The following is a 13,853-nucleotide window of genomic DNA, read 5'->3' as shown; positions in this document are numbered from 1 at the left end:
GGTCCGCCGGGCCTCCCCCCGCTTATGGGCTGCCGGTCAGCGGCGCAGCTCCGCCTCGACGGTCTCGTGCAACAGTCGGAGATGTTCCCGGCGCCCTTGCCTGAGGCCCTGTCCACCCGCCGCCCTGGGTGGCCCGTCGGGTTTCGGCGCGTCTGCGTGCCCGGACCGAGGGGCGTGCGGGAGCCCTACCAGTGCGAATGCGAGACTGAGGGCACATGTGACCGGACCGTCTGCGCATGGTCGAGGCAGGCGGACCGGAGCTGCCGGTGCCGCACCCGGCCCGGCGCGGAGGACCGAGGACGTACACGGAGGCGGGCGGATGGACGAGGCACGGGCGCGTGAGGTGCTGGACGCGGCCGGGGTGCTGCCCGGCGCGGCCGGGGACGCGCGGCTGCTCGCCCTGGGCGAGAACGCCGTGTTCGCCGCCGGTGACGTGGTGGTCAAGGTGGGCCGGGACGCCGAACTGCTGGACCGGGCGCGCCGGGAGCTGGCCGTCGCACTGTGGCTGGCGGACGCCGGGGTGCCGGCGGTCCGGGCGGCCGAGCCGGAGGCGCTGCTGGTCGAGGGCCACCCGGTGACCGTGTGGCACCGGCTGCCCGAAGCCGTACGCCCCGCCGAGCCGCGCGATCTGGCCACGCTCCTGCGTCTGGTCCACGCCCTCCCCGCTCCCCCCTTCGCCCTCCCGCAGCGCGATCTGCTGGGCGGCGTGGAACGCTGGCTGCGGCTCGCCGGCGACGCCATCGACCCCGCGGACGCGGCGTATCTGCGCGAGCGGCGGGACGGTTTCGCCTCGGCCGTGGCGGCACTGACGCCTCATCTGCCGCCGGGCCCCGTCCACGGCGACGCGCTCCCGCGCAATGTGCACGTGGGCCCCGACGGACCCGTCCTCGTGGACCTGGAGACCTTCTCGGCCGATCTGCGCGAGCATGACCTCGTGGTGATGGCCCTCTCCCACGACCGCTACGGCCTCCCGGACGAGGCGTACGCCTCCTTCACGGAGACCTACGGCTGGGACGTGCGCTCCTGGGAGGGCTGCTCCGTCCTGCGCGGCGCCCGGGAGACGGCCAGCTGCGCCTGGGTCGCCCAGCACGCACCGACCAACCCCAGGGCCCTGGCCGAGTTCGAACGCCGGGTGGCCTCCCTGCGTGCCGGGGACGAAACGGTCCGCTGGTACCCCTTCTGACGAGGGGCCGGTTCAGACCGGCTCGCCCGCCGTCTCGCGCAGGGGCCAGGAGCTGTCGACGATCGCCGCGGTGTCGCCCTTGCGCCGCAGAAAGTCCTGGAAGTCGGCCGCCCAGGCGGCGTACCACTCGATCTGACGGCGGTGCAGCTCCGCCGGGCCGAGCGAGGCCACCTTGGGGTGCCGGACGGCTATCGCGCAGGCGAGCCGGGCCGCGGCGAGGGCGTCCGCCGTCGCGTCGTGCGCGGAGTCGAGGGCGACGCCGTACTCGGCGCAGACCGCCTCCAGGTTGCGCTTGCCGCGGCGGTACCGGTCGACGAACCGGTCGATGGTGTACGGGTCGATGACGGGCGCGGGGTCGATGCCGCCCAGGCGCTCGCGCAGGGAACGCAGGCCGTAGCGGCGCAGTTCGGCGGAGAGCAGGCTCAGGTCGAAGGCGGCGTTGTAGGCGACGACCGGGACGCCCGTCCTCCAGTAGCCGGCGAGGACGTCGGCGATGGCGTCGGCCACCTGGTCGGCGGGTCTGCCGTCCGCCGCCGCGCGCTCGTTGCTGATGCCGTGGACCGCCACCGCCTCCGCGGGGATCGGCACGCCCGGATCGGCCAGCCATTCCCGGCGCCCCATCGGCTCCCCGCCCCGGACCTCGATCACGGCGCCCGTGACGATCCGCGCCTCGCGCGGGTCCGTGCCCGTGGTCTCCAGGTCGAAGCCGATCAGCAGCTCCCGGTGCCAGCCCATGGGCTGCCCCCCCTTCTGTGTGGTGCGTTCCCCCAGTGGCCCATACCTTCGCATGCGGCACTGACAATCCGAGGATCGGCTTCCGCTTGGCGGCCCCGGGCGTACGTCACGACACGGGGCGCGAATCCACCCACATCTGCTCGAACTCCTCGCGATAGGTGGGGAACAGGCCGCCTTCCTCCACCTCGCCCGGTTTGACCAGCTTGTTGCCGTTGCGCAGGACCAGGACCGGCGCCTCCATGCCGCGGGCGCGGCGCAGATGGTGCTGCACCACGGCGATGCCGTCCGCGCCGTCGGCGTCCACCAGGTACGCCGTGCAGCGCGGCGTCTCGTCGTAGACGTGGATCTCGAAGGCTCCCGGGTCGCGCAGGCGGGAGCGGACGCGGCGCATGTGCAGGATGTTCATCTCGACCGCGCGGCCCAGCTCCCCTCGCTTGATGCCGAGTTCGCGCTCGCGGCGCTTGACCGCGCTGGAGGCCGGGTTGAGGAACAGCAGCCGCACCCGGCAGCCGGACTCGGCCAGGCGGACCAGCCGGCGCCCGGAGAAGTTCTGCACCAGCAGGTTGAGCCCGATGCCGATGGCGTCGAGCCGGCGGGCCCCGCCGAAGATGTCCTCGGCCGGGAACTGCCGCAGCAGGCGCACCCGGTCGGGGTGGACGGCCACGACATCGGCGTACCGGTCGCCGACCAGGTCCTCCACCGCGTCCACGGGCAGCCGGCGCGCGGAGGGGACGTCGCCGCCCGCGCCGAGCATCTCGAGCAGCCGCGCGGAGGCCCGTTCGGCCTGGTTGAGGACCGCCTCGGAGAGCGCGCGGTTGCGGGAGACGACGTTGCGGGTGACCTCCAGCTCGTCGAGGGCCAGCTCGACGTCCCGGCGGTCGTCGAAGTACGGCTCGAAGCAGGGCCAGTGCTGGACCATCAGCTCCCGCAGCTGCGGCAGTGTGAGGAAGGACAGCACATTGTCGTCGGCCGGGTCGAGCAGATAGCCCTTGCGGCGGCTGACCTCGCGCACCGCGACCGCGCGCTGCACCCACTCCTGGCCTGCGGGCCCGGCCGCGGCGACCACCCAGTCGTCCCCGTGCACGGGCTCGTAGATGGGCCGCAGCACGGCCGCCACCACGGCGCGCAGCCGCTGCTCGACAAGATTCAGCCAGATGTAGGCCCGTCCCGCGCGCTGAGCGCGGGTGCGTACCTCGCGCCAGGCGTCGGCGTCCCAGTCCAGTTCCGGCCCTATCGAGCCCGCGCCTGCGTCCATAGGCCGTGCCAGGGACACCGCACCGGGCGGGACCTCCGTGGAGTTCCCCTCGTGATCCTCGTCACCAGGGGGCAGCTCCAGCCCTCCCGAGCCCACCCGCGCACCGCCTTCCACTCCCCCGAGTCCTCCCCGTGCCGACGATCAAGGAGAGTACTCCGCATGCGGCGCACGGTGCAGCCCGATGGACAGGCTCGTTTCCCAACTTCCGTCTTTCACAGGAATGTTCCTCTGCGGCCGGACCGCGGGAAGTGAGCGGTTTCATAGCGGCTCCGGGCGGCGCGGCCGCTCAACACCCGCCGGGGCGGGGGGAGTCGGCATGCAGGACGTCCGGGGGCCCGGATCCGGCGGGGGACGCGGGCGGCGGGCTCGTGGCCGGAGGGCGGCGGGTCCGCAGGCCGAAAGCCGGCGGTCGGGCGGGCGGCGAGCCGGAGGCCGAATCCTGACGTTCACCCGGACGGTGGACGGTCGTCCCGGGCGTCGCGCGCATCACGGCAGCTCAGGGTCACTGGGATCACTGCAGCCTCAGGCGTCGCTGCAGTCTCCTTAGTCCCATTGGTCGGTCACTGATGAGGGGCATATGCCCAGGTGGTCTCCCCACTTCGGGGAGACTCGGGGAGACTCGGAGCGAAGGCGCCCCCACCGGCGCCGTACACCTGGAAGAGTCGTGTCCATGCAGGTCTGGCCTGGCGAGGCGTATCCGCTCGGTGCCACGTACGACGGCGCCGGTACGAATTTCGCGGTCTTCACGGAGGTTGCGGACCGAGTGGAGCTGTGTCTGCTGCACGACGACGGCTCCGAGACGGCGATCGAGCTGCGCGAGAGCGACGCGTTCGTGCGGCACGCGTACGTTCCCGGCGTCATGCCCGGGCAGCGTTACGGCTTCCGGGTGCACGGTCCGTACGCACCCGAGCGCGGGCTGCGCTGCAATTCCGCGAAGCTGCTGCTCGACCCGTACGCGCGTGCGATCAGCGGGTCCATCCAGTGGGGCGAGGAGGTGTACGGCTACCACTTCGACGACCCCGACCGGCGCAACGACCTGGACTCCGCGCCGCACACCATGACCTCGGTGGTGGTCAACCCGTACTTCGACTGGGGGGACGACCGGCGGCCCCGTACGGAGTACCACCACACGGTGATCTACGAGGCCCATGTCAAAGGGCTCACCATGCGGCACCCGAAGCTCCCCGACGAGCTGCGCGGCACCTACGCCGGCCTTGCGCACCCGGCGGTGATCGAGCATCTGAGCAAGCTCGGGGTGACGGCGCTGGAGCTGATGCCCGTCCATCAGTTCGTCAACGACCACCGGCTGGTCGACATGGGCCTGAGCAACTACTGGGGCTACAACACCATCGGCTTCTTCGCCCCGCACAACGCCTACGCCTCCTGGGGCGACCGCGGCCAGCAGGTGCTGGAGTTCAAGTCGGCGGTGAAGGCGCTGCACGAGGCCGGGATCGAGGTGATCCTGGACGTCGTCTACAACCACACCGCCGAGGGCAACCACCTGGGGCCCACGCTGTCCTTCAAGGGGATCGACAATCCCTCGTACTACCGGCTGATGGAGGACCGCCGGTACTACATCGACACGACCGGCACCGGGAACTCCCTGCTCATGCGGTCGCCGCACGTCCTGCAGATGATCATGGATTCGCTGCGGTACTGGGTGACGGAGATGCATGTCGACGGGTTCCGCTTCGATCTGGCGGCCACCCTGGCCCGGCAGTTCCACGAGGTGGACCGGCTGTCGTCGTTCTTCGACCTGGTCCAGCAGGACCCGGTCGTCTCCCAGGTGAAGCTGATCGCCGAGCCGTGGGACCTCGGCGAGGGCGGCTACCAGGTGGGCAACTTCCCGCCGCTGTGGACCGAGTGGAACGGCAAATACCGGGACACCGTGCGCGACCTGTGGCGGGGCGAGCCGCGGACGCTCGCGGAATTCGCCTCCCGGCTGACCGGCTCCTCGGACCTCTACCAGGACGACGGGCGGCGCCCGCTCGCCTCGATCAACTTCGTGACCTGCCACGACGGCTTCACCCTGCACGACCTGGTCTCGTACAACGAGAAGCACAACGAGGCCAACGGCGAGGACAACCGGGACGGCGAGAGCCACAACCGGTCCTGGAACTGCGGCGTGGAGGGCGAGACCGGCGACCCGGAGGTGCTGCGGCTGCGGGCCCGGCAGATGCGCAATTTCATCGCCACCCTGATGCTCTCCCAGGGCGTCCCCATGCTGAGCCACGGCGACGAGCTGGCCCGCACCCAGCACGGCAACAACAACGCCTACTGCCAGGACAACGAGCTGGCCTGGGTGGACTGGCCGGACGACGGAGGCGAGGGCGACGAGGGGGACGCCAAGGACGCCAAGGACGCGGAGGACTTCCGCCGGCAGATGCTGAGATTCACCCGGGCGATGGTGTGGCTGCGCAAGGACCACCCGGTGTTCCGCAGGCGCCGCTTCTTCCACGGCCGGCCGGTGGAGGGCACCCACGACGAGCTGTCGGACATCGCCTGGTTCACTCCCGAGGGCTCGGAGATGACCCAGCGGGACTGGGAGTCCGCGCAGGCGTCGGCGCTGACGGTCTTCCTCAACGGCAACGCGATCTCCGAGCCGGGTCCGCGCGGTGAGCGCATCACGGACGACTCCTTCCTGCTGATGTTCAACGCCTCCCCCAAGCCGCTGGACTTCGTGGTGCCCGTCGACCACGGCCGGCAGTGGCAGGTGGTGGTCGACACCGCCCGCGCGGACGGGGTCCCGCCGGGCACCGGTCCCAAGGTGAACGCCGGGGACCGGCTGACCCTGACCGACCGCAGCCTGACGGTGCTCCAGCGCCCGGTGTAGTCCGGCGGAGGGAGGCGGCTCCGTGGGGTCCGGCGAGGGTGAGGAAGCGGAGGGCGGTGACCGGTGTGGTCCGGTGGCGGGCGATGACAGGAAACTGACAGGAAACACGGCAGGGCGGGTACGTAGCTGTGCATGACCTCTGAGCGGACTGTCGATCGGGCCCTTGTGGGCCCCGGCGCACCGGTGCCCACGGCCACCTACCGGCTGCAGCTCCAGCCCGGCTTCCCGTTCGGTGCCGCGGCGGCCGCCGTGCCGTACGTGGCCTCGCTCGGCGTGTCCCATCTGCATCTGTCGCCGGTCCTGGAGGCCGTGCCGGGCTCGGCGCACGGCTACGACGTGGTGGACCACGCCCGGGTGCGCGAGGAGCTGGGCGGCGAGGAGGGACTGCGGGCGCTGGCGGCCACCGCCCGGGAGCACGGGCTGGGGCTGATCGCCGACATCGTGCCCAACCACATGGCGATGGCACCCCGCCACAACCGGGCGCTGTGGGAGGTGCTCAGGGAGGGGCCCTCCTCGCCGTACGCGCGGTGGTTCGACATCGACTGGGAGGCGCAGGACGGCCGGGTGCTGCTGCCCGTGCTGGGCGCGCCGCTGGGCGCGGAACTGGACCGGATCAAGGCCGACGGCGCGGTGCTGCGCTACTACGACCACGAGTTCCCGCTGCGGGAGGGCACCGCGGGCCTTGAGCTGCCCGCGCTGCTGGACGCCCAGTGGTACCGCCTCGCCTGGTGGCGGCTGGCCCGCACGGAGCTGAACTACCGGCGGTTCTTCAGCATCTCCGAGCTGATCGGGGTGCGGGTGGAGGACCCGGAGGTGTTCGATGCCACCCACGCGACCATGCTGCGGCTGCTGCACGACGGGGTCTTCGACGGCCTGCGCATCGACCACCCGGACGGGCTGGCCGACCCGGACGGCTATCTGCAGCGGCTGCACGAGGCGACGGGCGGCCGGTGGACGGTGGTGGAGAAGATCCTCGCCGACGGGGAGGCGCTGCCCGCCTCCTGGCCGGTCGCGGGCACCACCGGCTACGACGCCCTGCGGCACATCGACGGCCTGTTCGTGGACCCGGCCGGGTTCGGGGACCTGCTGGGCCAGTACCGCCGGTTCGCGGCGCCCCCGGCGGACCGGGGCGGCGACTGGGACGCCACGGTGCGGCGGGCCGCGTACAAGGTGCTCAACCACGAGCTGGCCGCGGAGACGGACCGGCTGACCCGGGTGGCGAGCCGGCTGTGCGCGACCTCCCCCGAGCCCGCGCTGCGCGACCGTGCGCCCTGGGCGCTGCGCACCGCCCTGGTGGAGCTGCTGGTCCGGCTCGAGGTGTACCGGCCCTACGCCTCCGTAGACGCCTCCCGAGTGGTGACCGAGGAGACCGCGGCCGAGGCCCGGCACGCCTTCACGGTCCCGGAGGAGGCGGAGGCGGTGGACGTCGTACGGGACCTGGTGCTGGGGCGGTACGGCGACGGGCCGCAGCACGAGGAGTTCCGGGCCCGGTTCGCGCAGACCTCCTCGGCGCTGCGGGCCAAGTCCGTGGAGGACACGGCGTTCTACCGCTATGTGCCGCTGCTGTCGGCGACCGAGGTCGGCGGCGAGCCGGGCAGCCCGGCGGTGCCGCCGGAGCAGTTCCACGCGTACTGCTCCCGGCTGCAGCGCGACTGGCCGACGACCGGCACGGTGGTCTCCACGCATGACACCAAGCGCAGTGCCGATGTGCGGGCCGCCCTGCAGGTGCTGACCGAGTGCCCGGGGCGCTGGGCGGACCTGCTGGCGGAGGTGACCCGCACGGGTGAGGGGGTGCCGGACGCGCAGCTGGCGTGGGCGGCCTGGCAGACGGTGTTCGGGCTGGGCCCGGCGGAGGAGGAGCGGGTGCAGGGGGCGCTGCTGAAGCATGTGCGCGAGGCGGGCCTGCACACCAGCTGGACCGAGCAGGACCCCTCGTACGAGGAGACGGTGGCCCGGTTCGTGGCGGCCGGTCCGTGCGGCGGGCCGGGTGAGCGGGTGGCGCGGCTGCGGGCGGCGCTGGAACCGCACATCCGCGCCAATGTGCTGGGCGCCGCGCTGCTGCATCTGACGATGCCGGGCGTGCCGGACGTCTACCAGGGCACGGAGCACGAGTACCGGGCACTGGTGGACCCGGACAACCGGCGGCCGGTGCGCTTCGACGGCATCGGCGAGGACGGCGACGGCGGCCCCGGCAGCAAGGTGGCGGTCACCCGGGCGGCCCTGCGGCTGCGGGCCCGGCTCCCGGAGGTGTTCGGGGACACGGCGACGTACCGGCCGCTGCCGGCCGAGGGGCCCGCGGCGCCGCACTGCGTGGCGTTCCTCCGCTCGGGCCGGGTCCTGACGGCCGTGACCCGGCTGTCCCTGCGCCTGGCGGAGGCGGGCGGCTGGCGGGAGACCCGGCTCACCCTGCCGCCGGGCCGCTGGACGGACGTGCTGGACGCCGGCCGCGTCTTCGGGTCGGAGGTGCGTGCGGAGGACCTGTTCGCCGCGCTGCCGGTGGCGCTGCTGGAGCGCACCGGGGAGTGAGTCCCGCCTGCTCCGCGACGCCCTGCACGCTCTCCCAGAGGGGGTACCCCCACTCGCCGCACCGGGCGGACACCCGAGTACCACCAGTACGCGGGTGTCCGCCCGGCACTCCCTCAGCCTTCGGCCGGGGAATCCCCAGAGCACGCACCGGACGCCGCGGAGCCGCGCTCCGGGCGGACGACGCGACGTTGCGGACACCCCCCAGGGCGGGGTGTCCTACCGCCCGTCCAGGGTGAAGACGGCGCCCCTCCTGGCCTCCATGGTGCAGCGGTTCGGGAAGGTCTCCGAGTAGTCGACGGGGCGGCCCCGCCACTCGCCGCGGGCGTGGGCGGTCACCGGGGCGTAGACCATGGTGCAGTAGGTGTCCTTCGCGGGGATGCGGTCGATGCGGCCGCCCGCCGCGGCGAGGTCCGCGCAGGCCTCGGCGGCGCGGGCGTGGCCGCCGGGCGGGTCGCAGCGCAGCAGCGCGGTGCGCGGGACGGCCGTGCGGGACTCCTGCGGGGTGACCGTGATCTGGAGCCTGCTGGTGCCGGTGCCGTCGGGCCGGACGCCGGCCGGCGGGGCATCGGCCTGCGCGGGGGCCGTGCAGGCGAGCAGGGCGGTCAGGGACGGCAGGGCGCTTCGTAGCGTCGTCGGGAAGTACCTCATTCCCGGTGCATCGGCACGGCGCTGCCCGGACCCCATCCCGGCTCACCCGAACGGGAGCGTACGCGCGGGTGACGCAGGGTCAGTTCGAACGCGGCGAGGACGACCCGCGCCTGGTACTCGGACTGGCGTGCGACGGGGATCCAGCGGGGTGCCCACATGTCGCGGTAGTCGGCGCAGCGGGCGTCGATGAGGCGGTCCAGCTCCGGCAGCACCCCGGCCGGGTCGCGTCCGGTGCTCGTCACCAGCTGGTACAGCAGTCCCGCGGTGCGCAGGGCCAGGCGCTGCCCGGCGATGCGCAGGGCGGCGAGGCGTGCGGTGGTCATGGGCGGCAGGGGGCGGGCGGCGCTGCCGCCGTGGTCGGGGTCCCAGGCGTCGGCGAGGCCGGGGCAGACCAGGAGGTAGTCGCCCACCGGGGCGAGCAGCCGGGCCGTCTCGGGCGCGGCGGCCAGATGCGGGCGGATCCGGGCCAGCAGCCCGGCGAGCAGCACGGTGTCCTCGCGCAGGGTGCTGCTGACGGCCCGCAGCACGGCGGGCGCGTCGGCGTGCGGGGAGCCGTCGGAGACGGCCGTCACGCCCCACATGGGTGCCTCGACGACGGCGGTGACGGTGCCGTGGCGGTGCGGATGGAACCAGGTCGACTCCACGGCCGCCTCGGTGATGGCGGCGGCCAGATCGCCCGGGTGCGGAGACGGGATGCGGTACACGGCGGGGCCGAGGCCGGGCCAGTACAGGGCGTCGTAGGCGCCGAGTTCGCGGGGGATGCCGAGGCGGGCGGCGATCGCCGCGACGCGCCCGCCGAGGCCGGGCAGGTCGCGGGTGAGCTCGACGAAGCCGCCGCCGACGTCGACGCCGTGCAGGGAGCACTGCAGCGCCGGCCGGAGTTCGTCCTGGAGGGCGAGCAGGGTGCGGGTCTCGGGCAGCGCCGCCGCGGCGGCACCGTCCGGCAGCCATTCGGGCTGCTCCAGGAATCCGGGCCGGAAGAAGTGCCGGAAGTAGTGCCCGAGGGCGTACGGGCCGGTGAGCCAGCGTTCGTTGCGGCGCAGCCCGTCGGGGTCGAGGCAGAGCAGCAGGTTCCAGGTGGCGTCGGCGGCCTCGGTGAGCCGCGGGTCGGCCAGGGTGCGTTCGGCCAGCCGCAGCACGGTGGCGCCGCCGACGGGTTCGTTGGCGTGCGGTCCGGCGACCACGAGGACCTGCCGGCTGCCGTTGCCGATGGTCAGCAGCCACAGCGGGGTGCCCGCGCGGGAGACGCCGACGCGGCGGAGGCGGGCGGTGCGGGGATGGCGCGCGACGAGGGCGGCGGCCCGCGCGCCCAGCTCGTCGACGGTCGGATAGCGCAGGAGGGGCGGCAGGGCACACCTCCATGAAGTGCTGCCGTCGTTTCACCCGGCGTACAGGCGTACATACAGTCAGTCACGAACCCCCGGGCCGCGTCAACACCGCGGAGAGCAAAGGGGAACTGACGGAGGACCGACCGAGGACTGCCGGAGGACCGACGGAGGACTGCCGGAGGACCGACCGAGGGCTGCCGGAGGACCGACCGAGGGCTGGAGGGACGAGGAGAGGCTCACCCATCGCGGCCGGTACGGTGTTCAGTTCGCCGCGAGCCGGTAGGTGATCCGCCCGAAGCCGACCTGGTCGCCCTCGCGGACGACGGCCGCGCCGATGACCCTGCGCCCGTTCACCGTGGTGCCGTTGGTGGAGCCGAGGTCCCGCAGCACCCACATGCCGCCCTGGTGGCGCAGTTCGGCGTGGACCCGGGAGACCGTCTCGTGGTTGAGGCGCAGCCCGTTGGCGGGGTCGCGGCCGATGCGCAGCGGATGGCCGCCGGCCGGGTGCGGCAGCAGCAGCTTGGGCAGCCGCTCGGCCTGCCAGGCCCTGCGCAGCCGGACGGTGAACCCGGAGACGGCTTCGACGGTGCCGAATATCAGCCGGGACAGGCGGTTCTCGGTGGGCAGGTCGGCGGTGAGCGCGGCGAGCTCCTCCGGCCGGCGTGCGGCGAGCGCCAGTTCCATGCGGCGGATGAACGTGTCGTGGGAGAGCCGGCCCATGGCGACGCCGTCCCGCAGTACCTTCAGCGCCTTGTCGCGCTCCGCGTCGGACAGCCGCGCGGGGTACGTGTTGAACTCGAAGGACGACGTCACGCAGGTGATTGTCGGTCAGGGCGGCCGGACTGTCCAGAAAACCAGGAAACGGGCGTCCGGGGAGGTGCCCGGCGAGACCCGCCGCAAAAGGGAACATTCACAAGCGGATTGATCTCTCATGCCGCAGGATGGACGGGCTGTATCACGGTGAGCAGACGAAGGGGAACCGTCCGTGCAGTTCGAGGTGTGGGCACCACAGGCCGGCCGAGTGACGCTCGCGTGCGACGGTGTCATGCGCGAGATGGAGCGCGACCCGCAGCGCGAGGGGTGGTGGCGGGTGCAGGCCGAGGCGCGGGACGGCTCCCGGTACGGCTTCTCGCTGGACGGCGGCCCGGTGCTGCCCGATCCGAGGTCGCGCAGGCAGCCGGACGGTCCGGACGGGCTGAGCGCGGTGGTGGACCACGACCGCTACGTCTGGCGCACCGAGTGGTCCGGGCGTCCGCTGCCGGGGGCGGTGCTGTACGAGCTGCATGTGGGCACCTTCACCCGTGAGGGGACCTTCGACGCGGCGGCCGGGCGACTGGACCATCTGGCCCGCCTGGGCGTCACCCATGTCGAGCTGATGCCGGTGTGCCCCTTCCCCGGCCGGCACGGCTGGGGGTACGAGGGGGTGTCGCTGTGGGCGGTGCACGAGCCGTACGGCGGCCCCGAGGGACTGAAACGGTTCGTCGACGCGGCGCACGCCAAGGGGCTGGGGGTCGTCCTCGACGTGGTGCACAACCATCTGGGGCCGTCCGGCAACTATCTGCCGCAGTTCGGCCCGTACTTCACGGACACCCACCAGACGCCGTGGGGGTCGGCCGTGAACCTGGACGCGCCCGGCTCGGACGAGGTGCGGGCGTATCTGGTGCAGAGCGCGCTGGCCTGGCTGCGGGACTACCGGATCGACGGGCTGCGGCTGGACGCGGTGCACGCCCTGGTGGACACCCGCGCCCGGCACTTCCTTCAGGAGCTGTCGGAGGCCGTGGACGCGCTGGCGGCCGACACCGGCCGGCCGCTGTTCCTGATCGCCGAGTCGGATCTGAACGACCCGCGCATGATCACGCCCCGCGAGGAGGGCGGCTTCGGCTTGCAGGCGCAGTGGAACGACGACTTCCACCACGCCCTGCACGCCGCGCTGACCGGTGAGTCGCAGGGCTACTACGCGGACTTCGCCCGCGCCCCGCTGGCCGCCGTGGCCAAGACGCTCACCGGGGGCTTCTTCCACGACGGGACGTACTCCACCTTCCGTGGCCGCAGTCACGGCCGGCCGCTGGACCGCACCCGGGTGGCGGGGCACCGGCTGCTCGGCTACAGCCAGACCCACGACCAGGTCGGCAACCGCGCCCAGGGGGACCGGCTGTCGGCGCTGGTCTCCCCCGGGCTGCTGGCGTGCGCGGCGACGCTGGTGCTGACCGCGCCGTTCACGCCGATGCTGTTCATGGGCGAGGAGTGGGCGGCGAGCACGCCCTGGCAGTTCTTCACCGACCACACCGATCCCGAGCTGGCCAAGGCGGTACGGGACGGCAGGCGGCGGGAGTTCGCGGCGCACGGCTGGGCCGAGGAGGACGTGCCCGACCCGCAGGACCCGGCCACCCGGGAGCGTTCCTGCCTCGACTGGTCGGAGCCGGAACGCGAGCCGCACGCCCGCGTGCTGGACTGGTACCGGCGGCTGATCGCGCTGCGCCACGAGCAGCCCGACCTGACCGACCCGGACCTGGCGGACACCAAGGTCGCCTATGACGAGGAGGACCGCTGGCTGGCGTTCCGCCGCGGCGACATCCGTGTGGCGGTCAACCTCTCCCCCGCCCCGGCCGCCATCCCGCTCGGCGCCCCGACCGCCCGGATCCTCGCGGCCTGGGAGCCGGTCGAGGCGCCGGGCGCGGACGGCGTGCTGCATCTGCCCGGGGAGTCGGCGGTGGTGCTGCTCCAGGAGTGAGCCGGGCCGCAGCCTCCGGTAGGCCTCGGGTCAGACCCGAGACCTCCGGGAGGGCTCGGGTCAGACTCGCTCCAGAGGCCGGTGGGGCTCTGCCGGGAGCTTCACGGTGATCGTGTCGCCGGGGCGGACCACCCCGCCCCGCCGCACGACGCTCATGATCCCGGCCTTGCGGACCAGGTTGCCCTCCTCGTCCCGGCCGACGACCTGTTTGAGCAGCCCCTCCTGGAAGGCGTCGATCTGCACACAGGGGTTGCGCAGCCCGGTGACCTCCACGACCGCCTCCGCGCCGATGTGCAGCAGGGTGCCGGTCGGCAGGGCGAGCAGGTCGATGCCGCGGGTGGTGATGTTCTCGCCGAGGTCGCCGGGCCTCACCTCGAAGCCGGCGCGGGACACTTCCGCGAAGAGTTCCTCGTGGATGAGGTGGACCTGACGCAGGTTCGGCTGCGTGGGGTCCTGCGCGATGCGCGAGCGGTGCTTGACCGTCGTCCCGGCGTGCACATCGCCCTCGACACCGAGCCCGGCGAGCAGGGTGATGCTCTCCCGGTTGGGCTTGGTGAACGAATACTCCCCGTTGCTGCTGACCGCGGTCACTGTCCCGCTCATGGTGCGAGCCC

The 13,853-nt window shown here is 73.1% G+C and carries 10 protein-coding genes; 4 read left to right on the top strand and 6 right to left on the bottom strand.

Annotated features, from left to right (window positions below; all coding sequences use genetic code 11):
* Positions 1-319: 319 nt before the first annotated feature.
* Positions 320-1,183, top strand: a complete 864-nt coding sequence (locus tag ABD207_RS15825) for a phosphotransferase enzyme family protein (protein WP_344013515.1) — start codon at positions 320-322, stop codon at positions 1,181-1,183.
* A 12-nt stretch (positions 1,184-1,195) separates the two neighbouring features.
* Here ABD207_RS15825 and ABD207_RS15820 read toward each other — a convergent pair whose 3' ends face one another.
* Both ABD207_RS15820 and ABD207_RS15815 read right to left on the bottom strand, forming a co-directional pair.
* On the bottom strand, positions 1,196-1,918 hold the full coding sequence (locus tag ABD207_RS15820; RefSeq protein WP_344013513.1) for a 3'-5' exonuclease: 723 nt from the start codon (positions 1,916-1,918) through the stop codon (positions 1,196-1,198).
* 106 nt (positions 1,919-2,024) lie between these two features.
* Complete coding sequence (locus ABD207_RS15815; protein WP_344013623.1) at positions 2,025-3,269, bottom strand: SAV2148 family HEPN domain-containing protein; 1,245 nt, start codon at positions 3,267-3,269, stop codon at positions 2,025-2,027.
* Positions 3,270-3,843: 574 nt separating this feature from the next.
* Here ABD207_RS15815 and glgX point away from each other — a divergent pair.
* Both glgX and treY read left to right on the top strand, forming a co-directional pair.
* Positions 3,844-6,006 (top strand): glycogen debranching protein GlgX, encoded by a 2,163-nt coding sequence (glgX, locus tag ABD207_RS15810; protein WP_344013511.1) that lies wholly within the window; start codon positions 3,844-3,846, stop codon positions 6,004-6,006.
* A 132-nt stretch (positions 6,007-6,138) separates the two neighbouring features.
* Positions 6,139-8,532: a malto-oligosyltrehalose synthase gene (gene treY / locus ABD207_RS15805; protein WP_344013509.1), complete on the top strand. Its 2,394-nt coding sequence runs from the start codon at positions 6,139-6,141 to the stop codon at positions 8,530-8,532.
* A 216-nt stretch (positions 8,533-8,748) separates the two neighbouring features.
* Here the strand turns inward: treY and ABD207_RS15800 are convergent, their stop codons facing one another.
* The 3 genes from ABD207_RS15800 to ABD207_RS15790 all read right to left on the bottom strand — a co-directional run bounded on the left by ABD207_RS15800 (position 8,749) and on the right by ABD207_RS15790 (position 11,321).
* On the bottom strand, positions 8,749-9,180 hold the full coding sequence (locus ABD207_RS15800; protein WP_344013507.1) for an SSI family serine proteinase inhibitor: 432 nt from the start codon (positions 9,178-9,180) through the stop codon (positions 8,749-8,751).
* Positions 9,177-10,529, bottom strand: a complete 1,353-nt coding sequence (locus ABD207_RS15795; protein WP_344013621.1) for a M14 family zinc carboxypeptidase — start codon at positions 10,527-10,529, stop codon at positions 9,177-9,179. The genes ABD207_RS15800 and ABD207_RS15795 overlap by 4 nt, the downstream gene beginning before the upstream one ends.
* A 240-nt stretch (positions 10,530-10,769) precedes the next feature.
* Positions 10,770-11,321, bottom strand: a complete 552-nt coding sequence (locus ABD207_RS15790; protein WP_344013505.1) for an FHA domain-containing protein — start codon at positions 11,319-11,321, stop codon at positions 10,770-10,772.
* 172 nt (positions 11,322-11,493) lie between these two features.
* Between ABD207_RS15790 and treZ the strand changes: the two genes are divergently transcribed.
* Complete coding sequence (treZ, locus tag ABD207_RS15785) at positions 11,494-13,239, top strand: malto-oligosyltrehalose trehalohydrolase (RefSeq protein ID WP_344013503.1); 1,746 nt, start codon at positions 11,494-11,496, stop codon at positions 13,237-13,239.
* Positions 13,240-13,299: 60 nt separating this feature from the next.
* On the opposite strand, the gene ABD207_RS15780 is transcribed toward treZ, so the two are convergent.
* Positions 13,300-13,842 (bottom strand): MOSC domain-containing protein, encoded by a 543-nt coding sequence (locus ABD207_RS15780; protein ID WP_344013501.1) that lies wholly within the window; start codon positions 13,840-13,842, stop codon positions 13,300-13,302.
* Positions 13,843-13,853: the final 11 nt, after the last annotated feature.

The sequence above is a fragment of the Streptomyces thermospinosisporus genome (assembly GCF_039526425.1).
Classification (GTDB): domain Bacteria; phylum Actinomycetota; class Actinomycetes; order Streptomycetales; family Streptomycetaceae; genus Streptomyces; species Streptomyces thermocarboxydovorans.
This window is presented reverse-complemented; position numbering and strand designations above follow the sequence as displayed.